Origin of the sequence: Candidatus Protochlamydia sp. W-9, assembly GCF_001950615.1 — a bacterium.
In the GTDB taxonomy this organism is placed as follows: domain Bacteria; phylum Chlamydiota; class Chlamydiia; order Chlamydiales; family Parachlamydiaceae; genus Protochlamydia; species Protochlamydia amoebophila.
In genome coordinates this window covers 1-21,573 of sequence record NZ_BCPZ01000001.1, presented here as the reverse complement: position 1 = coordinate 21,573, position 21,573 = coordinate 1, and the positions used below count along the sequence as shown (strand labels likewise).

Genomic DNA, 21,573 nt, shown 5'->3' with positions numbered 1-21,573 from the left:
TGTAATAAAGAATTAACATCCTCTTATTTACAGGCGAAAGTTAATTTAAAAAAGCTGTAAAAAATAACAATTGAAAACTTAACCCTGAGATAAGTATTCTAGCAGTTAAGTAATTTTTATTGATTTTAATTGCATTGAATCTTATGGCACAAAAGCCCTCTTTTCATTCTTGTCAATTATGTGTCTCTTTAATTGGTCTTACCTGCGATGCGTTTATTGATCAAATTCAACAACTTCCTTCGCAAGTGGACTTAATTGAAATTCGATTAGATAAGCTGTTAAAAATTGATTTTGCAGAATTAGACATATTAAAAGAGATAGCTCATCGTCCTTTAATTTGGACACTTCGAAAAAAATCACAAGGAGGAAATTTTTTAGGAAATATTCAAAAACAGTTTTTAATCTTTAAAGAGTTGGCTACAAGACAGCCTGACTTTGTCGATATAGAAGCGGATATTCCTTTAGAATGGCTTCAAGAGCTTCAAAAAATTTCTCCTCAGACACAGTGGATTATTTCTTGGCACGAAGTGAAAGAGACACCTCATCTAAAAACCTGCTTAGATCAATTATATGCCTTGCCTGGAAATTATTATAAATTAGCTTGCTATACCCATTCTATCATTGATTCTCTCAAACTTCTTGAAATGGCTCAGCAAGAAAATAAACATGCGAGGCGCCTGTGTACAATCGGCCTCGGAATGAAGGGGCAGTGTACGCGAATTTTAGCTCCAGTAACAGGTCAACCATTTACATTTGCTTCTTTAAAAGAAGGTTTAGAATCTGCCCCTGGACAGATTTCATTTCAAACGCTTTTTCAAACCTATCGCTTTAAAAAACTTAGCCGGCAAACGGAAATTTTTGGTTTAATTGGACATCCAATCGATAAAAGTTTGAGTCATTTGACCCATAATGCTGTTTTAGATCATTTAAATCAGAATGCTGTTTATATTAAATTTGATGTCGAAGAGACGGAATTGGAGTTGTTTTTTCAGCATATCCAACATTTTTCTGTTCGTGGATTTAGCGTGACAATGCCTCATAAAGAACGAGTAAAAAAAATTCTTGCTTTGAATATGGATGATGAGAGTCATTTAGCTTGTAACACTCTTTTGTTCAGCTCTTCAATAATTAGCGGAACTAATACAGATGGAATCGGAGCTTTAAAAGCACTAAAAGTCGAGGACTTAAAAGATAAGAAAGTGATTTTACTTGGAGCAGGAGGAACCTCTCAGGCAATTGCTTATGAAGCAAAAAAAAGAGGAGCGGAAGTTACGATTTTAAATCGCACAGTTTTACGTGCTAAAGATGTTGCTGAAAAGCTTCAGGTAAAGTGGGGAGGCTTTGAACAACTTAAAGATGCTAAAAAAAATGAATGTGATATTCTAATTCAGACGACTTCAGTGGGGATGTCACCTCATGTGGATGCACTAGTTGTTTCGGCTGACTGGATTCCCCAGCAAATTACTGTTTTAGACGCGATTTCACACCCTTTCGAGACTCTTTTTTTGCAAAAAGCGCGTTTAAAAGGTTGCGAAATTCATCACGGGATCGAACTTTTTATCCATCAAGCTGCCTTTCAATTTGGTTTTTGGTTTAATAAACAGTTCGATCAAAAACTTATTGAACAAACAATACGAGAGGCACTTCCAATGCCATTTAATCAAAAAAAAGTGGCTGTTCAAAAAAGCACTTTAGCGGGAGAAATTCCTTTACCACCCTCGAAGTCTCATTCAATTAGAGCTATTTTATTAGGGGCAATGACTCAAGGCATTTCACGTGTTAAAAATTTATTAGATTCTCCCGATGTGGAACATGCTAAGCTGGCGGCTATAGCATTAGGAGCTAAAATTGAACAGATTCAAGATGAGTATTTAATTTCAGGTGTTGCTGGCCAACCTAAAACCCCTTCAGGGGTAATTGATGTTGGAAATTCAGGTCAAGTTCTAAGATTTGCGGGGGCATTTGCAGCCTTAAATCATGGATATACTATCATCACGGGCGATCATTCAATTTGTTCTAACCGTCCAGCACAACCACTTTTAGATGGGCTAAGATGTTTGGGAGCTTTTGCCAAATCAACAAGAGAGAATGGGTATGCCCCTTTAATTATCAAAGGACCTATTTATGAAGGAACAGCAGAATTAGAAGGACAGGATTCGCAACCAGTCTCTGCTCTATTGATGGCATCAGCATTTATTAATGGCACAACAGAAATTTTCGTTAAATATCCAGGTGAAAAACCTTGGATTGACCTCACTCTTCACTGGTTAAACCGTCTAGGAGTTTCTTATATTAATCAAAACTATGAATATTTTAAGATTGAAGGAATCCAACAGAGACCTCATTTTGAGGTAAATATTCCAGGCGATTTGAGTGCTGCCGCCTTTCCTGTAGCAGCAGCTATTTTAACTCAATCAAAAATCACTTTGTATAACGTTGATATGAGTGATGTACAAGGAGATAAACAAGTAATACATGTTCTCCAAGAAATGGGAGCTGATATTCAGATTGATCAGGCAAATCACACGTTAACAGTTTTACCAGGGGCTTTATTGAAGGGAATAACTATCGACGTCAACCCCTTTATTGATGCTGTTCCTATTTTAGCTGTTCTTGCTTGTTTCGCAAAAGGGGAGACCCATTTAATCAATGCAGCAATTGCTCGACAAAAAGAAAGTAATCGATTGAGCTGTATCACTATTGAGTTAAAAAAAATGGGGGCGCAAATTATGGAAACAGATGATGGGTTACTGATTCGTAACTCTAATTTGCGAGGGGCCATTGTTGAGAGTTATGATGATCATCGTCTAGCAATGGCTTTAATCGTAGCCGGGCTGGCTAGCGAGGGCATTACTGAAGTGAAAGGGATTGATTGCATCAAAAAGAGTTTTCCCAACTTTATTCAAGATTTAAAAAAACTAGGGGCTCGGTTTTCATGATTTTTAAAAGAAGCGTTGCTTTGATTGGCCTACCTTTGTGTGGAAAAACAACATGTGGGCAATGGCTGGCTAAAAAATTTGAGTGTGCCTTTATTGATACAGACTGGCTAATTCAGCAAAAACATCCTACGTTAACATGTCGAAAAATTTTTCAATTATTTGGGCAGGCTTATTTTCGTTCTTTAGAAAGGGATGTCATTGATGATTTAAAGCCAACTAAACAGGCGATTATTGCAACCGGAGGTGGGGTGATTTATAATGATCAAAATCGAAATGCGCTAAAAAAATATTGTCGGTTAATTTATTTGAAACTTTCTTTTTCAAACTGGAAAGAGCGTATTTTTAGTCAAACTGAGTTACCAGCCTATATTTCTCAAGAACAATCTTCGGATGTATCTTTGAAAAAACTCTATGCACGCAGAACGTTAATTTATGAAAATTGGGCAGATCAAACTATTGATATGAACGGTTCTATGAACAACGATTTTTCTGTTGATTTACTCATGAGCCTTCAATTCGTTAAAGAGGAAAATAATGGCATCTAACAGTTTTGGTCATTTATTTAAAATGACGACTTGGGGAGAATCTCATGGAAAAGCGATGGGCGTTGTGATTGATGGCTGTCCCTCTGGAATTTTTCTAACTGAGCAGGACATTAATCAAGAGCTATATTGGAGGAAACCTGGCCGCAATGAACTAACTTCACCAAGACTAGAAGAAGATCAAGTAGAAATCTTATCGGGTTTATTCAATGGACAAACAACTGGAGCTCCTATCTCTTTGATCATTTGGAATAAAGATGTAAATTCCAGCGCTTATGAAGGAATGCATACCCTTTTTCGCCCAGGCCATGCAAATTATACCTATTCAAATAAATACGGGATTTTTGATTATCGAGGAGGTGGCCGAGCGTCAGCAAGAGAGACTGTTTGCCGTGTCGCTGCTGGAGCCATTGCAAAGAAAATATTATCAGACGTTGGGGTTTTAGTGGTTGCTTATCTTTATTCCATAGGAGAAATAGAGGGAAAAATTGAATTATCAGACCATGTAAATAACGTGCCTTTATTGCATCAAACCATTCGCAATAGTTCCCTTTTTTCTCCCTCACCAGCTGCTGAAAAAATGAAAGGAGTTTTGGAGGAAGCCAGAAAAGAGGGGGATTCTGTAGGAGGGGTTGTTAAAGCAATGGCTTTTAATGTTCCTTGTGGATGGGGTGACCCTGTTTACGAAAAATTAGAGGCAAATTTGGCAAAAGCTATGCTGTCTATTCCAGCTTCTAAAGGATTTGAGATAGGAGAGGGATTCAAGGCTTCTCAGATGAGAGGTTCTGAACATAATGATTTATTTGGAATCCAAAATGCTCAAATTTCTTTTGCAACTAACCATGCTGGAGGAACTTTGGGAGGAATTTCAACAGGGGAGCCTATCATCATTAAAGTCCCTTTTAAGCCAACTTCAAGCATAAATAAGGTGCAGACTTCTTTGAATGAGAAAGGTGAAATTTGTGATTATCGTTTACCCACTGGATCTCGTCACGATCCTTGCGTTGCCATTCGCGCTGTTCCTGTTGTTGAGGCTATGATGGCATTAGTATTAGTTGATGCTTTTTTGATGAGCAAATTTTGTCAGCTAAATTGAAATTTTGAGCAATAGATGTTCTTTATTCTATCTATTTTTAATTAAATAGATAGATATTTTAAAATTTTTATTGTAAAAAACTTATAAAGTTAAGCCAATTTATACTATTTTTTTATTAATTGATTTAAGATGATTCATTGCTTATCCCTAATTTATTTACCCATGCCTTTTTATGCTTCGAATGTTTGTTTTAAACGCCTCAAAATAACAAAACTTACTTGGCCGTCTTAAAATCAACAATTCTGTTTGAAAAATCGACTGGGAAAATAACAAAATTTTTTAGTCATTCGCGGAATTCTTATGAAAAAAAATCCTTCTGTGTGTTTTATTTTATTTTTAAGCTTATTTTGCTGTGGACAAATGATTTCGGCAGCTACCTTACATACAATTTTAGTGGCTGATACGATTCATGACATCAATTCCATTACGGTCCCAGATTTGGCAAGGTGGCAAAAAGAACTGCAGATGATTGCTCAATCTACGCATATGATTTTAAAAGAAATAATTTTTGAAGGGAAACGATTCCGCAAACAACTCATTGTTGATTATTTAAAAAATTTTTCCGTTAATCATGACGACGCCGTAGTGTTCATTTTCTCTGGACATGGTTATCGAACGCGAGACAAAAAATCACCTTGGCCTTTTTTAATATTTGAGCTTGATAAGCATGGAATGGATTTAAAATGGATTGACGAAACCATTCGGTCTAAAAAACCCCGCTTTTCTTTAGTTTTAGGGGATTGTTGCAATAATTACATTGAAAAAGGTTTTTTAGGTGAGAATAAAAATATCTTTGTGAATTTACGTTTAGTAGAAACAAATCCTTCTGGTTACAACCAGTTATTTTGCCGAGCAAAAGGGCATATTATTGTTTGTAGCTGCAGTCCAGGAAATTTCTCTTACGGATCCCCTTTTGGGGGATTATATTCACAGTGTTTTCTCGTTAGCTTAAACAGAGAAATATCTCAAAAATTTCCTAGTTGGAAAAAAGTTTTAGAAAGAGCCAATGGTTACATTCAACAAGTGCAAATACCTGTTTGTGAAATCAACCATTGATAACAAATTCTTGATAAATTAAATTTTTATTTTTCTTATCAAGGAGTACTTATGCGAAATACCACAAACTTTTTTTACAAAATTTGCTTTTTTGCCCTACTGTTTTCTGCAACTGCGATTGCTCAAACACAAACGATAACAGGGTCGACTCGCCTCGAGCCTTTAAACCCCATTCCCATAACGCCTACTGTTAATCCCACTCTTTCTTCTTTAAAACCCGTTGCTTCACCTCCAGCTTTAGTTCCTCAGCAAGCCACTTATTTACATCCTGGCATTCTCGTGTTTAGAAATAATACGTGGGAGGGTGGAGATCATCTTCTAAATGTGTCTAGCAATATCGGTGTTTATGTTTCTATTATCAAACCTGAGTCAGATCCTTTAGCTATCTCGGAGGAAAGTTTAAAAAATATCGTTGATCAAATCTTTAAAAAATTTAACATTAATCCTGTGACTTTAGCTGCTCCCGGGCATCCCCCTTTACCAGCTTTTCAAATTCAAATATTAGCTTATCCGATAGATAAAGGTTATGTTGTGACTTGTGAAGGAAGATTATTTGAATCAGTAAGTTTGCAACGGTTTGTTTTAGATCCTGCCATGGCATTTCAAGCTATTACTTGGGAAAAGAAAGGATTGCATGTCGGTCCGACGGATAAAATCATAGAGCAAATCCAAACAAATGTGGCTGAAATTGCTCAGTCATTTGGAGAGAGGTTTGATGCTTTTGAGCGACGTAAAAAAGATTTGAGTCGCTAAATTTATTTCTCATATGAATAAAATTAGAATTTTTATTTAATTAAATATTGCAAATTAAACTTATATTTAAATATAATTTCTAATTAAATTATTATAAAAAATAAATGAGGTAATTAATGTTTAACCGTCTTCCTTCTGATTTTCCTGAAAGCTTGTTAAAAAGTGGTGTAATTACTTTTGCCATTGATGCACTTATTTATGGCAATGCCGAACAAGCACTAGCTGTTAGTGGCACTGCAGTTGCTGCAACGTTAATTAGTGCACTAACTACTCCCTTATTTCGCAAAATGTTTGCTGCTGAGCAACATGCAACTGTGACATGGTACCATTCAGCGGTTCAAATAGCGACAAGCATTGCTTTAAGCCAGGTGTTAATTAATACTTTTTCTCATTATCGAGTCAATCTATTATCAGGCGCTATTTTAGCCATTGGAATAAGTTTAGCCGTAGATGGTTTCAAAAATCGCAACCTAAACCATAATATTTCTGTGATCATGGTTTAATAAAAGGGGGCGATGCTTATTGCATTGGCTCCCTCAAAACTTATGGCAATTAGTTTGAATCTATTGTCTCATCTTATGTAAAAATTTTGGATCGTCGTCCTACAAACATACTATCGCGACACCGAAAATCCAAGTTAATTTCTTTAAAGGACAAAATCTTGTCTGCTAATGATGTAATTTTTTTTATCATTTTTCCAAATCTTTTTAAAATCTTCTAAATTAGCAGTGTTAATGTGATTCCAGGTTAAATTTAAATTTTATTAACCTGAATTTTAGATTTTTAGGCTGCCATTGACAACAGGCGATGTTGTTCTGCTAATTTTATAGATGGCTTTTTAGGTTGGTGAGTATAAGTGGAAAATCCTAGGCAATCGATTAATTAAAAATTTTTCGGCGTTTCTTAGTGTGATTGTTCAATCTGAGAAATATTTTTTAATGGATTGTTTACCGTTTCAATGATAGCTCGTTTTCTAAGAATTTTGTCTGTCAACTTCATCAGCTCCTGCTTCCTATTCGAACTTATAATCGTCAATTGTCCAAGACCTTGTTAAAAAAGCCTCTTTGAAAGTGCTTTCGAAATCACTCCCTTATCGCCAAATGACTTCCCAAAAATCCCTTTTGGTAAGGCTTCGGCAACGTAAGACATCAGCAACATTTCCAAAGTTAAGCTGAAAAGCCAAAATTCAGATTACTATTGCAATGATTTTTAGCTATATGTAATTTTGTTAAAATATCTATCAATTAAAATTTAGTTAACTCATTTGGATGGTCATTTTGAATATTCCTACTCTAAACTATAGTTATCTTGTCAATACAATGACCACTTCTGACTATCAATCTCAAGAAATTAGCGATCTTTCTAGAGAGGAAGATAACCCCTTAGGCAATTCTTTGGCTAATCTAGAAGAAACTAGTGCACCAACGATTCAAGTTCACGATTTTTCATCTTCATCTGAAGAATTTCAACTAAGCTTTCAAGAGGGGACCTCTTTGACTATTTCTCATTCTCAGTTAGCTATGTTAAGGGAAAAATCCCTTTATTTTAAAACTCTTTGGTCGGGAAATTTTCAAGAAACCCTTCAACATCCTCTGGCTTTGACACAAAAGGAGTTTATGCAGCTGCTTAATTGGGTCATGGACGCTAACGTTAAAGTTTCTTTGGAAGAGATCACTTCTGCCATTCAACTAGCCGATTATTATGAACTGATAGAAGTAGTGAAGAATTTAGAAGAGCAGTTAATTGATGGGTACAAATCACAAAGACTTGAACCCTTTAGCTCGACTAAAGAGAGTTTAGTTGGATTAAAAGAGCTTTTAAATTTCGCACGGCAATATCGATTAAACAATTTGAAAAACTATTTAGAATTTACTGTTGTGAGCACCTTGTTAAATCAGACTTCTCAGTTAACGGAATTTCAAAGAATTATAAATCACTTCGCAAATGAGATAGAAGTACTTGATTTTTCAAGGAACGCTTATTTAACTAATACTCATCTGTTAGCGTTAAAAAATTGTAAAAATTTAAAAGTGCTTCACCTTCAAGCGTACCACAATTTTACTGATGCAGGATTAGCACATTTGACACCCTTAGTGGCTTTGCAGCATCTAAATCTAAGCGGGTGCTGGCAACTCACCGATGCAGGATTGGCGCATTTGACACCCTTAGTGGCTTTACAACATTTAAATTTGAGTGAATGCGATAACTTCACGGACGCTGGATTAGCGCATTTGACACCCTTAGTGGCTTTGCAGCATTTAGATTTGAGAGGATGCGATAACCTCACGGATGCCGGATTAGCGCATTTGAGGCCCTTAGTCGCTTTGCAGTGTTTATTTCTGGGTGAATGCGATAAGTTCACGAATGATGGATTAGTGCGTTTTAAATTCTCAACAGGTAAACGACATTTGGATCTGCATTGGTACACCAGATGGGGTGGATACATCTGATGTCTTTCCATTGCCATAACTAGATTGAAAACTTCTAAGAGGAATCATATGAACGTTTTTGTGTTTATATTATTTATTATAAAAAATGGTAATTTTATATAAAATTTTCTGTTATTAATTAAATACTATTTATTAGTTATTATTTACAAACAGATGTATTATTGGTAATCGAAGAATGGGGACGATCTCTAAGCAAAGAGAGTTGATTAGTCAAGTCTATCATCTCTATGGCTGTTTGAACGGCTTCCCGTCCTTTATTTCCCATTTTCACTCCTGAACGTTCCATGGCTTGTTCTACCGTATCCGTCGTTAAAATTCCAAATACAACCGGAAGATTAATTTCTAAAGAAACATTCAGAATTCCTGCAGCAGATTGGCTAGCAACATAGTCAAAATGGGGGGTGGTCCCACGAATAATAGCGCCCAAACAAATAATGGCATCAAATTCTCCTGAAAGGGCCATTTGTTTTGCAATTAAAGGAATTTCAAAAGCACCTGGTACCCAAGCAACAGGAAGGTTTTGTGTTGATATTCCATATCTTTCTAATTCATCTAAGGACCCCTCAAGAAGATTTTTGGTTATGGCTTCGTTAAAACGAGAAATAACAATTCCAATACGAGCTTTTGAAATATTTAATTTACCCTTATATTCTTTCATCTAATGATTCCTGTTTATTTAAAGAAAAAGTTAGGTCGAATGATGAATTTCTAATTTATCTTCACTCAAGTCAATCAAATGACCAAGTTTGTCTTTTTTAGTTTGTAAATAATGTTTATTCTCTTTTGTTACACAAACAGGTAAAGGTACCCTTTCAGTAATTTCTAAATCATAACCTGTTAACCCATTATATTTTGCTAAATTATTTGTCATTAATCGAATTGTCGATAACCCTAAATCAACTAAAATTTGGGCTCCTATTCCATATTCGCGAGAATCAATTGGAAAACCTAGTTCAAGATTAGCTTCTAATGTGTCTTTCCCTTGATCTTGAAGATTGTAAGCTTTTAATTTATGACCAATTCCAATTCCTCTTCCTTCATGCCCTCGTAAATAAATAATCACTCCTCGTCCTTCTTGCTCTATTTTTTCCATGGCAAGTTTTAACTGGGAGCCACAATCGCATCGTTTAGAACCAAAAACATCGCCAGTTAAGCATTCCGAATGCATTCTTACAAGAATGTTTTTTTGATTTTTTATTTCGCCTTTCACTAATGCCATATGTTGAATTCCATCTAATTGTGATTCATAAACATAAGCGTTAAAATCTCCAAATGGAGTAGGAATAAGGGATTGTGAAAAACAGCTCACTAATTTCTCATGCCTTCTTCTAAAACGAATGAGCTCTGCAATCGTAATAATGGGAATTTGATGAAGGTCGGAAAATTTCTCCAGTTCTGGTAAACGCATCATGGAACCATCTTCATTGATAAGTTCTGCAAGAATACCTGCCGGATAAAGTTTGGCTAAGTTTGTCAGATCAACAGCAGCTTCTGTGTGACCTGCCCTTTTTAGAACGCCCCCTTCTTTGTAACGAAGAGGGAAGATATGCCCCGGGCGGCCTAAATCTTCTGGTTTTGTATGAGGGTGAATGAGAGATAAAATTGTTTTAGTTCTATCTTCAGCCGAAACACCAGTTGTTACACCTTGATGCAAATAATCAACAGAGACTGTAAAAGCTGTTTGTTTGCGATCTGTATTATCTGTAACCATTGGAGGGAGTTTTAATTCATCTAGACGTTGTCCTTTCATAGCTAAGCAGATAATGCCTGTAGTATGCCTAATCATAAATCCCAATGAACTTGGATGTGCTTTTTCTGCAGCTAAAATCAAATCTCCTTCATTTTCTCGGTTTTCATCGTCAACAACAATAACAAATTTTCCTTCTTTTAAGGCTAAAAGCGCATCTTCTAATCGATAGGTTTTCATGAATTCATTATCCTTGGTTGTGGTAGGGAGTTATCAATTTTTCAATATATTTAGCCATTAAATCTACTTCTACATTAACTAAATCACCTTTTCCTTTTCTTCCCAATATTGTGCATTGACCCGTATGTGGAATCATAGCAAAGGAAAAATGGCTTGCACCGATTTCAGCAATAGTTAAGCTAACACCATCTATAGTAATAGAACCTTTATGAACAACGTAGCGCAAGAGGGGAGGAGAAAATTCGATTGTTACCCAGTAAGACCCCCCTTCTAAGGTTGAATAGGAAATAATGCGTCCTACATCGTCAATATGGCCTTGTACAAGATGGCCTCCTAAGCGGTCGCTATATTTAATGGCTCTTTCGAGGTTTACAAAATCCCCTATCGATAAGTGATGAAAATAAGTTCGTTGCAGGGTTTCCGCGACTAAATCACAAGAAAATGACTGATTGAAATACTCTACAACAGTTAGACAACAACCACTAACGTTAATTGAGTCTCCAATTTTAATATCTTCTAAAATTTTTGATGCTTCAATCTGAAAACGAATTCCATCACCCCATTTTTCAATCTTTGTGAGACATCCCACTTCCTCTACTAATCCAGTAAACATAAATTCCTTTTAAGCTTGTATCATTTTTTTTTGGCAGATGGGGCAAATGTGTGTACTTCGCTGCGCGACAATTAGCTTTTCAATTAAATGACCACATCGAGGACAAGGATGTCCAGTTTTTCGAAAGACATTTAAAAGAGTTTGGTGTTCTCCTTTTGAACCATCTAAGCGATAATAGTGCGTTTGCCCAGATCCAAGCGTTGTTCCTCTTGCTTGGATCCCTTTTTCAAGGACATATTTAATGCTATGATAAAGAATCTTTAGGTGACTTAGATTTAATTGATTGGCGGGAATTAAAGGATGTAGTTTTGCTTCCCACAAAGCTTCATCCACATAAATATTACCAAGACCTACAATGAAACTTTGGTCTAGCAGTAAGGTTTTTAATAAAGTTTTTCGATTTTTCATCATATGTTCAAATAGTTCGAATGTAAAAGAGGAAAGTAAAGGTTCGGGACCTAAGTGTCCTATAATTTCCTCTAAATCAGAAACTAAATACCAACGACCAAATTTACGTGTATCATGAAAACGAAGCTGATCGTCATTTTCAAAATTAAATTGTATTCGAACGTAAGGGGAGATTGGGGTTTGACTTGTAACAAATTGAAAATGGCCTGTCATTCTTAAATGAACAATAAGAAACATCTGATTGGAAAGATGAAAAATGATGTATTTACCTCTTCTGTCAACATTTTGGATAGATTGACCTTGGACTTGCTGACAGAAAATTTCAGGTGCAGGTATTGCAAGCGTTTTAGGCCAAAAAATTTCTGTAGAAATAATTTTTTTACCAATGAGCCTACTTTGTTTCAAGTCTTGGACAATGGTATGGACTTCGGGGAGTTCAGGCATAGTTAATTCATTTTAGTTACAATCATTTTTAATCATTGATTAGCTGCAAAATAGAATTTAATTACAAAGGAAATTTTGCCCAATTAGGGATTTAGGGCATCTTTTATAAATTGTATCATTTTAAGAAAAAGACTTCTTTCAAAAGTTGATTTTTTTAATATTTTAAATATTATGTGAATCTTTTGACATTATTCTAGACTAAAAAGAAAAAAATGATACAATTTAATCAGTACATGAGTTGAGGTAGTTCAGTCAATTATCACATACCCTTTACGCATACGGTTTGTATAGCGCAAAGAGGTTCACAGTATACTTTTTGAGCCCTATTAGAATTGATAGCGATGTCGCATCTTTCCCAATGGATCTATTAAGCTCAGTATAAGATAACTTGTTTCCCCCTTGCTTATACTTCTGCAGTAAAGGCTTTTGCCAAGGCAAAAAGGCATGTCCTTGTTCAGAGTCGAGGGGAGCTGAATAAGCACTAGTTAGACCCCTTGTTAACTAAATCCTATGGAGAATTATATGAAGAAAATATTTGTTGGTAACCTTTCTTGGAAAACATCGGAAGAGCAGCTTAAAGCTCATTTCGAAGCTTTCGGTAAAGTTGTTAGCGCCAAGATCGTTACTGATCAAATGACAGGCAAATCTAAAGGCTTCGGCTTTGTAGAAATGGAAAGTGCAAACGATGCAGAAAATGCTATTCGCGAATTAAATGGCAAGCCTTTAGTTGATCGTAGTTTGCGTGTAAGCTTAGCGCAAGAAAGAGATCGTAGCGAAAGAAGAGAGCCACGTTCTTTCGGTGGTGGAGATAGAGACAGATCTTCTTTCGGCGGCGACAGACGTTCTAATTACCGTTCGTAATTCAACAACTCTGACTAATCAACTCATATAGATTAGAAAAGGCAAAAGCAATAAACTTTTGCCTTTTTTATTGAGCTAAACTTAAATTAATTTTAATAGAACGTTTATTCTATTACATAAGAAAAAACAAGAACATTTTGTTTTTAAGTAAAATCAATACTTAATTTTAATAGATTCTAAAAAAATTAGATGTGTGGATGCAAATTCGCCTGGCCCGGTTTTTTATTTTACAAATTTATCTAAAAAGTTAGAAACTCCTTTTTCCACTTCTTTTATAAGGCCTTTAGGATTCAAATCAAATAATTTTTTGTTTTCATCGTCAGACAAATTCTGATTGTTATTTGTTTTTGCTTCATTAAAATCTTTTTCCCAAGGGAAAGGAGTAGTGGTGGGAGCAGGTGGTGTTGCATCGAGAAGATTAGACATAGCAGCGTCTAATACGTTTCCAAGTAATTTAGCTTTTGGATCCCCATTCAACTGTGCAACTAAAGCGCTGATTCTACCTGCCGCTCGCTTTTTATCAATTTCAACGCTTCCTTTTCTTCCTTTTATAGGAATTTGTAATAAATAATTATCTTCCAATCCAGGAATGTTGAAAGCAAACTTTAAGGCTTGCGCACTTAATCCTAATACTAAGTTCATTTTCTCGTGTGTTAAATCAATTTCTCCCCAGCTTGCTAGGTGATATTGGTTGCCAACTAGAAAATCTAATCTTTTTAAATTTAAAATTCCTTTATTTAATTTAAAATAAAGAGGAGTAAACCAAATGGTAAAGGGATTTTCTAAAATAGGTCGAATTAAATCTAAAGTATTTTTTAATTCACCTTCGTTGCGAAAACTAATTTTCCCTAGCTCCACAGATCCTTTTTCAATAGAAATTTTATTCACATCAAAGGGGAATAGAGGACAAGCAAAACCAGTAGGGGCAATCTGTAATTTAATGGGATTTTGGGCTTTAATAGCAGAGCTTAGTAAAGGCATACTGTCTTCTAAAAGAGTTTGACTAAGCAGAGGAGTCACTTGTATTTCCCAATTAAATGAATCTAATAAAGTGAGGGTTCCCTGATTCAATAATCCATTCAATTTCACATGTCCGTTTGATCCCTTAAGATCAAGTTGAAGAGGGCCTGTTAAGTGTTTGAGATCACACAAAATCTTTGCGTCAATATGTTCCCCAACAAGGGCATTTAAACGCTGGTACTGCTTATCATTTAGGAATAACAACGTTTGAATCCATAATGAAGGAAGTTTTCGAGCTTTGAGCTGAGATTGAATGTTAATTTCCTGCCAATTTTTTAACTTTCCTTCTGAAGTAAATAATTGACTAATTTTTCCATCTATTGCGACAGAAGAATCGGAAGAAGTAGAGGTTAAATTAATATCAATGCTTTCAATGAGATCTCGACTTTTAACTTGTCCTTGGACGGAAAAAGGGAGAAGTGTAGGATGTTCTTTCCACTTAATAGGTGTTGTAGTGAATTCAAAATCAATCATTCCTTTTTTTAAATTTTCTGAGGTACAGCAAGGAAAAGGAATTAATAAATGGCTAAGGTTTCCTTTAAGTGTGACAGGACCCGACAAAGTTAAGGGGGTCATTTTGTCAGAAGAAAAAATAGTTTGGAGATGTTGGTAAGCTTCCGGTGTTATTGTCCAGCGTATTTCTCCTGAAGGATTAGCTGATTCATATAAAGTAATAAATTTATCAATTCTCAAGCGTGCTTTTGCATGCAATTTATCACTATCAAAGAAGAGATCCCAATAAGTCGGTATTTGGCGATCCGGAGCAATGAGTGTCTTAAAATCTATATCCAACTGAGGCCCAATTAGTGGAGTTAAATCCCTGAGATTGAGAAGAGCACTGAAAAATTTGGTGGATAGGCATCTAATATCCGTTGTAATATCTGTTGAAGAATGATTTAAATCAATTTCAAAGTTGGGGGATAACCAGTTATTCACAATAATTTTTGCATCGATTTGACTGTTTCTTTGTTTTTGACCCTCAGTATATGCTAATCCCTCTAAATCAAACTGAGCAATATTTTTCATCGCCTGCAAAGAATAAACAACTTGCAACTGCTCAAGTGTTAATAATGTTCCCTGTTTTTTTTCTTCTGTCTCAATGCGATCGATGCTAAGCTTACCGTTTAACAATAGACTACTTAGATTCTTTGATTCGAGATTGACTTGAGTTGGTTCCGCAGTTAATTGAATAAAAGAAGGTTTTTTAAGTTTCGGTAAACCAAGCTGAAAAGCTGCACTTAGTTCTTGAGAAGCCTCCGGCACTAACAAATAATTAATCTGTAAGGGTTTTGTTAAAGCAAGCACCTCATTCATCAGGCTTCCTTCAATTTCAGCCTTAAAGTTTGAATTTTGCATTTGAAGTAATAAAAATGGAAAATTAAGATGTTTATGGCTTTCCATTTGTGCAAGAGTATATAGATTAAATTGCACAGGTCTGTTTAAGAGGGGAGAGTAAAACCCATCGTTTTTTAAAAAAGAAAGTTGCGATGATAAGTGAGTTTGAAATGTAGAGAAATTATCGCCATCTATTTTTAATTGAATGTCTTTTAATTGCACGGTTCCTAAATCAGTAAGATAAGAAAGTTGGATCAATTTTATCGTTGATTCTAATTGTAAGCGGCTATTTGTTTGACCATTTAACGGAATATGCAATTTGTTAATTGTAATTAAAACTGGGCAGGGTTGATCTAGAGCAAATTGTTCTGAAGAAAACATTGATTTCAAACAATCTGAAGGAAAAATCCAACTTAAATTTAAAGGCGAGATTAGCTTAATCTCCTTTCCAATTTTAAATTGTGCTTGATTAAGAACTATTTGCGGAGTTTGTATAGATAAAGATAAAGAAAATTCACCTTCATTTTTTGCTTTAATTGAAAATTGAAGGTCGGCAAAGGAACCTGCTTGTTTGATTAATTCTGGGTGGTTTTCTAAAAAAGGAACTAATTTTAAAGGAAAATTAGAAATCTTTAAGGAAGATTCCATTTCTTTTTTTAGTTCAGTTTGTAAATCCTGCCAATTTTCTGGTTTAACGACTACGGTTTCAAAACGGAGATCGAATTTTTCTTGTTCGAGTTGTCCTTGACCAATTAATTGTAAATTCGCCGTTGGGGCACAAAGGGTGGATTCTAGAGCTGTTTTTAAAGAAAAAACTTTAATTTCTCCAATTGAAGGCAATTCTAAAAAAATGGTGGGAATTTCTGCTTGGGTTTTAAAAGCTATTTGGCATGGATCGATAATGCTATTGGAATCAAAAAAAGTAAGGGGGAGATGAAAATCATAAACTAATAGCTTTAGTTGCGATGATTCAAGGAGTTGAAAATAATGAGGTGTAAAAAGGTTGATAGATTCGGGTCTTAGATTGAGAGTGAATCGACCAGGTTCTCGAAAACTGAAGACTCCTTTAGAAATTTTTCCTTTGACATCTCCTTGCATTTGAGGTGATAAAGCATTCAAATGAAATGCTAGTCCTTCAGAGCTCGGTTCTTTATTAATTTGTAAATTGAGACGATCTCCAAATAAAGAATAAAAAACTGTATTTAAGCTGGGCATTTTTAATGCTATAAAGCGATCTAATAACTCAACTGGGAAATTAACAATTTTTGCATATATATGAGCATCTTTGCTTCCATCTATAGTTAAATAATTTTGAGCATTAATAGATAAATTTTCCCAGTTACTGGCTTTAAGTCCAGGTAATGTGATGTCAATTTCAAAATTTCCTGAAAGATTTTCTTGTTTGGTATTACCCTTCAGATGAGCAGCTAAAGGTTTTCCTTTAGAGAAAAAAGAAATTGTTCCATTCACATCAGAAAGTAAGATTGTTGTTGGTGGCAAAGGTGCATATTCTACATGGCGGTCATAACCAAATGCTCTTTGAAGATTACTATCTCCCTTATTATCAGTGACAATTGCCACATTTAATTCTTGTAAATGGGTTTCTCCTAAATCTGTGCTTCCAAGTAAAAATTGCCAGAAAGCAGCATCGGTAGAAAATTTTTCAATTCCGATAACAGAGCGACCTTCTGGATCTTTAAGCAATATTCCTTCAATGATTTGCCCTTTTCCCCACCGCAAATTTAAAGAACTTATTTCAATTTGGCCAGGAATCGAACGATTGATCCAAGTAACAACCTGTTTTTTACCCCAGTCAGAACTTATAATGGAAGGCAAAGTGATTAACCCAATTCCGAGAAGAATGCAAAAAAACAATAATAGATACGATAAACGATATGAAAAAAAAGAGCGCATGAACTGTAGCCTTATAAAGTTTTACCTTTTATTACAGGTAAATTTAAAAAATGGACTTTGGCTAAGTTGCTATTCTTTACCGTCTTTGAAATATATTCTAACGTTCGTGTATGTACAGATGAAATGCTTAACAACTCCAAATCTAGATTGTCAGCTTAGCCAAAATTTTAGTTTTCGAATCCACTTATGTATAAAAACAATTTTTTCTCTTCGAGAGAAGCTATAAGATAATTTACAAAATCTTAAATGTCAATCGATGTTAAGATTTGATTAACTATTTATTTAATTTTGATTAAATGGGGGCTAAATTCTTAGCAATGTGAGATTTTAATTGTGGGAAAAAAATTTTAAATAAAGATAAATTAATAATACTTAGATGTAAAAATGCAGGTAAGACAATAAAATTTAAAAGAAATTTAGTGATTCTTAGAATTAAGTTTTTGCTAAGGGAATTAAATTTAATAAATTTTTAACTTATTTTTTTCTATATGATTTAATCAGTTTCCCAGCATTTAGGAGTATAAAATTGGGTATCCCATCCTCCTCCTAAAGCTTTGATCAAACGAATTGTTGAAATATATCGCTCACCTAGTACAATAACAGTATTTTGTTCTGTTTCCAGAAGAGTGCGTTCAGCATCAACAACGTCTAAATAATTAATAAGACCTCTTTCGTAGCGCATTTGAGATAATTTAAGGGTTTCTTTTGCAGCTTTCACACCAGCTTCTAATGCTTCTGCTTGTAAGGCTTTTTGACGGAGATTAACTAATGAATCTTCTACATCTTGAAAAGCAATTAATACATTTTCTTGATAATTAGCTAGAGTCTCTCGAAAACGAGATTTTGTGAAAGCTAAGTTGGCGCAATTTCTTCCTCCATCGAAAACAGTTTGTACCAGATTCAAACCAATTTCCCAAAGCCTAGCTTTCCAAGAAATTAAAGAGTGAACAAACGGGCTTTCAAGTCCAAAACCCGCATTTAAATTCATTGTGGGAAAAAAAGAAGCATAAGCAATTCCAATTTCCGCGTAGGAAGCTGCAAGATTTCTTTCAGCTTCCGCAATGTCTGGTCTTCTGTAAAGAAGTTCAGAAGGAAGCCCCGTTGGGATGGATGGTGGAAGAGCGTTAATAGGGTTAAATTTGATAGAAAAAACAGTGGCGGGGGTTCCGGTTAAAGTTGCAATAATATTTTCTTGTAAACTTCGAAGACGTTGGATGTTGGCAAGATCTGAGCGAGCTCTTGCAAGCTCTACTTCAGCTCGACTGACATCAGAATAAACAATTAAACCAGCATTAAAGCGTGCTTGATTAATATCAAAAGCTTTTTGTCTTGCTTCAATTGTTCTTTGTAAAATTGCTTGTTGAGAATCTAAATCACGCAATTGGAAGTAGTTTGAAGCAATATCAGCTGTTAACGTTAGTAAAATGCTTAAATAAGCTTGAGTAGATGCTTGAGATCGAAAAATAGCTGATTCATAGGTGTTGGTTAGCTTAGACCATAAATCTAATTCGTAGTTAAAATCAAAGGATAAAAAATATTGAGATTGAATACCTCGAACAGTCTGAGGTAAATTGCTGAACATCGCATCTTGAGGGTTGTTTTGCTGGGAAGAGGGAATCGCATTTGCAAGGGCATTTTTTTGTAACATTCCAGATCGTGCATAAGAAGGAGAAAAATTGACAGTAGGAAACAGAGATGCTCGATCCATACGAGCAATTGCCCGAGATTGTATCACCCGTTCGAATGCTGCCCCAAGAGTATGATTTAATTCTAAAGCCTGCTCTTCTAACTTATTCAAAATAGGATCATCAAAAATTTCCCACCAGTAATCTAAATCTTTTTTTGATTGTTCGAAACGTTGCTCTTGATTAAAACTTGATGTTTCTTCTTTTGCTAAATTGGAAGGGTCTTCATTAACGGAATCCTTTTTCCATTTTTCAGGGGGGCTTATCTTACTTGCATTTTTCCAGACCTGAGGAGTCGTTATAAGAGGGGCTTGATATGGGGCAATTAATCGGCAACTTTGAAAGCTTACACAAATCAACAGTAGAATTAAAAAACGATTTAAAGTGGAAAAAATAAAAAATTTGATATATTGCATGTTTAACTTACGTTTCCGAGTTCGTTTATAGATTTGTTTTGGTTACTAAAATTACGTTTTGGAAATGGTTAGGTGAGCAACCAATTAATGAAATTAACATATAAAGGAAATATAGTTTTGTAAAAAGTCTATTTCGCGGAAAAACAAAATTTAGGTTTAAAAACATCTAAAAAAATTTATCGATGACAAACTTCGATGACACATTTTTTTTCAGCAAGTTCATCGATTAACGCGGATAAACTTTCGCGATTGTCTTTGTCTAAATTAGCGTCCCATTCGTCAAGTAAAAGAACATCGACATCAACCTTGTCAATAATTTCTAAGAGCCTACTTCGTAAAGACTCGCCTGTAGAATATTTATTTGTCTCAGAAATGAAGCTTAGTTGGTTTTGTGTCGGGAGAAAAAAAGCTCGGTCGCAAAGAGCATTTTTTACAAGCATAAGGACTGTTGACTTTCCAGCTCCATTTTCACCTCTTAATGTAATTCGACCAGATTGTTGAGTGAAAGTTAACAAATCTAAGTGAGAATTTAAGGTTGGAGGGACTGATAAAGACACATGGTCAGTTTTAGGTAAATTAGAAGCATCTAATTTAATTTTTGACCATTTGATTTTTTTCTCCATCATTTGTTGAGCATCAGTAGCGGGTTGAATGGTTTTATAAATTGATAGTAGCTTACTCTGATGCATTGTCCAGCGGAAAATTAAGCTAAGGGTTTGATAAGTATAAGATAAGATATTAAAAAGAATAGGGAGAGTGACTAAAAATGCTGTTAAATTAGCTATGCTATGACGATTTGTGTAAACATGGTAAACAACAACGATAAGTGAAGGAATGCAGGTCAGTAAAGAGATAACAATTGCTAAAACTTGATCAAATCGCTCTAAATCTACGTTCTTTTGCAAACATCGATTTAAACGTTGAGTTGTTCTATCTTCCCACAATTTAAAATTATACCAGTTGCCTAATAATACATTATCCCACGCAGCCAATAAAGATTGATAAAGATCTATACGGGCTGTTAAAGCTTTTTTTGTTAAACGCCTTTGCAAGCGTCGTTTAGCTTTCATCACAACCAAAACTGTTAAAACACTGATAGTATACGCTAGTCCAAACAAAGGCTCGACGACAATTGACAAAGCAAAGATGTTAAAAAATACACTGATCACATAGGCATACAAATCATAAACATAATCGATTAAAGTTTGTAAAGCGTTGGGAGCTTCTGCTGTTAGGATAGAAAGTTTTTCCTCTCTTATTCCTTTATTATTCCATTCACCAATTTGATTGCGATTAGACGAGACAAATGCATTGATGAAAGAGCGTTGAGCTTCCTGGCGCCAAGAAATTTTTATAATGCTCGCCATACAACCGGGAATATAGGGAAATACTAAGGAAGTAAGATAGATAAATAAATAAGAAAAAAAAGCTTCTCCCGCTGTAATTTTTTTAACAATTATTACTAGCCAAATTGTTGATGAAGCTTCGATAAGTTGTTGAAAAGTGAGGAGAGCAAAGCATCCAAATGCCCAGCGATTTGTTAAAAGGATCCAAAATTGCTTAAGTGTCTTCGGAGTAGATGAGGAGGTATTAAACATAAAATGTTTTGCTAAGCCGCTGTTTAAATGTGTTTTTATTTAGAATCTTTCAAAAAAAATTATATAGAAAAATTAAAATAATAATTATATATTTATGCTTGTTATTATCATTTCTTCCTCTATTAAGTTCTATAAAATATTTAGCTATAACGCTTCTACCACAAAATTTTATAAAGTTATTAGCTTATTGAAAATAATGACAACAACACTTTATCATTCATTCAACTTATCGACAAGATATGATTTAAAATTTTAATTATTTAATTATCAAATACTTACGACTATCTTTTTTGAAACATAATAATTTTATTTTTAAATTTTTATATTAATAGTTTTGCCTACTTCTGCCCCTTTTTTGTGCCTTTATATTTCTTTAAAACATAGATAATTAAATAATTAATTTAACAGTGAATGTTTTTATCAAATTATTTATATGTGAAATATTATTTATTAATTAAAAATTAATTTAAATAAATTGACATTTAATTATTTATTTAAATTTAAATAATATTAACA

Annotated in this window: 15 protein-coding genes and 1 pseudogene; 8 read left to right on the top strand and 8 right to left on the bottom strand. The window is 34.6% G+C overall.

Annotation, left to right across the window (positions count from 1 at the left end; genetic code table 11):
• Nucleotides 1-143: 143 nt before the first annotated feature.
• The 6 genes from aroA (at nucleotide 144) to BU804_RS00055 (ending at nucleotide 6,889) form a co-directional block, all read left to right on the top strand.
• Entirely contained in the window at nucleotides 144-2,939 is a 2,796-nt protein-coding gene (gene aroA, locus BU804_RS10975; protein ID WP_143298890.1) for a 3-phosphoshikimate 1-carboxyvinyltransferase, read from the top strand.
• The gene (locus BU804_RS00075; RefSeq protein ID WP_075882488.1) at nucleotides 2,936-3,484 is read left to right on the top strand and encodes a shikimate kinase; all 549 of its coding nucleotides are present in this window, start codon (nucleotides 2,936-2,938) and stop codon (nucleotides 3,482-3,484) included. The genes aroA and BU804_RS00075 overlap by 4 nt, the downstream gene beginning before the upstream one ends.
• A complete protein-coding gene (aroC, locus tag BU804_RS00070; protein WP_075882487.1) occupies nucleotides 3,474-4,577 on the top strand; it encodes a chorismate synthase in 1,104 nt (367 codons plus the stop codon). The genes BU804_RS00075 and aroC overlap by 11 nt, the downstream gene beginning before the upstream one ends.
• Before the next feature lie 300 nt (nucleotides 4,578-4,877).
• Entirely contained in the window at nucleotides 4,878-5,633 is a 756-nt protein-coding gene (locus BU804_RS00065; RefSeq protein ID WP_075882486.1) for a caspase family protein, read from the top strand.
• A gap of 51 nt (nucleotides 5,634-5,684) precedes the next feature.
• Entirely contained in the window at nucleotides 5,685-6,386 is a 702-nt protein-coding gene (locus BU804_RS00060; RefSeq protein WP_075882485.1) for a hypothetical protein, read from the top strand.
• 116 nt (nucleotides 6,387-6,502) lie between these two features.
• Nucleotides 6,503-6,889: a hypothetical protein gene (locus BU804_RS00055; RefSeq protein ID WP_075882484.1), complete on the top strand. Its 387-nt coding sequence runs from the start codon at nucleotides 6,503-6,505 to the stop codon at nucleotides 6,887-6,889.
• A gap of 280 nt (nucleotides 6,890-7,169) precedes the next feature.
• Here the strand turns inward: BU804_RS00055 and BU804_RS10970 are convergent.
• Nucleotides 7,170-7,572 (bottom strand): annotated as a pseudogene (locus BU804_RS10970) (transposase); the annotation flags it as partial.
• Between the two features lie 91 nt (nucleotides 7,573-7,663).
• On the opposite strand from BU804_RS10970, the gene BU804_RS00045 reads away from it, so the two are divergent.
• Entirely contained in the window at nucleotides 7,664-8,836 is a 1,173-nt protein-coding gene (locus BU804_RS00045; protein ID WP_320410542.1) for an F-box protein, read from the top strand.
• Nucleotides 8,837-8,975: 139 nt separating this feature from the next.
• Here the strand turns inward: BU804_RS00045 and ribH are convergent, their stop codons facing one another.
• Genes ribH through mutM form a run of 4 tightly spaced genes read right to left on the bottom strand, consistent with a single transcriptional unit; the run spans nucleotide 8,976 to nucleotide 12,228 of the window.
• Nucleotides 8,976-9,494 (bottom strand): 6,7-dimethyl-8-ribityllumazine synthase, encoded by a 519-nt coding sequence (gene ribH, locus BU804_RS00040; RefSeq protein ID WP_075882483.1) that lies wholly within the window; start codon nucleotides 9,492-9,494, stop codon nucleotides 8,976-8,978.
• Between the two features lie 30 nt (nucleotides 9,495-9,524).
• Nucleotides 9,525-10,763 carry a bifunctional 3,4-dihydroxy-2-butanone-4-phosphate synthase/GTP cyclohydrolase II gene (locus BU804_RS00035; RefSeq protein ID WP_075882482.1) on the bottom strand — a complete coding sequence of 413 codons (1,239 nt, stop codon included), beginning with the start codon at nucleotides 10,761-10,763 and terminating at the stop codon, nucleotides 9,525-9,527.
• Nucleotides 10,764-10,770: 7 nt separating this feature from the next.
• Nucleotides 10,771-11,376: a riboflavin synthase gene (locus BU804_RS00030; RefSeq protein ID WP_075882481.1), complete on the bottom strand. Its 606-nt coding sequence runs from the start codon at nucleotides 11,374-11,376 to the stop codon at nucleotides 10,771-10,773.
• A 9-nt stretch (nucleotides 11,377-11,385) separates the two neighbouring features.
• Nucleotides 11,386-12,228 carry a DNA-formamidopyrimidine glycosylase gene (gene mutM / locus BU804_RS00025; protein WP_075882480.1) on the bottom strand — a complete coding sequence of 281 codons (843 nt, stop codon included), beginning with the start codon at nucleotides 12,226-12,228 and terminating at the stop codon, nucleotides 11,386-11,388.
• A gap of 522 nt (nucleotides 12,229-12,750) precedes the next feature.
• Here mutM and BU804_RS00020 point away from each other — a divergent pair.
• The gene (locus BU804_RS00020) at nucleotides 12,751-13,089 is read left to right on the top strand and encodes an RNA recognition motif domain-containing protein (RefSeq protein WP_011175443.1); all 339 of its coding nucleotides are present in this window, start codon (nucleotides 12,751-12,753) and stop codon (nucleotides 13,087-13,089) included.
• A 222-nt stretch (nucleotides 13,090-13,311) separates the two neighbouring features.
• Here BU804_RS00020 and BU804_RS00015 read toward each other — a convergent pair whose 3' ends face one another.
• From BU804_RS00015 to BU804_RS00005, 3 genes are all read right to left on the bottom strand, one after another.
• Complete coding sequence (locus BU804_RS00015) at nucleotides 13,312-17,358, bottom strand: hypothetical protein (protein ID WP_075882479.1); 4,047 nt, start codon at nucleotides 17,356-17,358, stop codon at nucleotides 13,312-13,314.
• 493 nt (nucleotides 17,359-17,851) lie between these two features.
• Nucleotides 17,852-19,459, bottom strand: a complete 1,608-nt coding sequence (locus tag BU804_RS00010; protein ID WP_075882478.1) for an efflux transporter outer membrane subunit — start codon at nucleotides 19,457-19,459, stop codon at nucleotides 17,852-17,854.
• A gap of 176 nt (nucleotides 19,460-19,635) precedes the next feature.
• Nucleotides 19,636-21,057: an ATP-binding cassette domain-containing protein gene (locus BU804_RS00005; protein ID WP_075882477.1), complete on the bottom strand. Its 1,422-nt coding sequence runs from the start codon at nucleotides 21,055-21,057 to the stop codon at nucleotides 19,636-19,638.
• Nucleotides 21,058-21,573 lie beyond the last annotated feature (516 nt).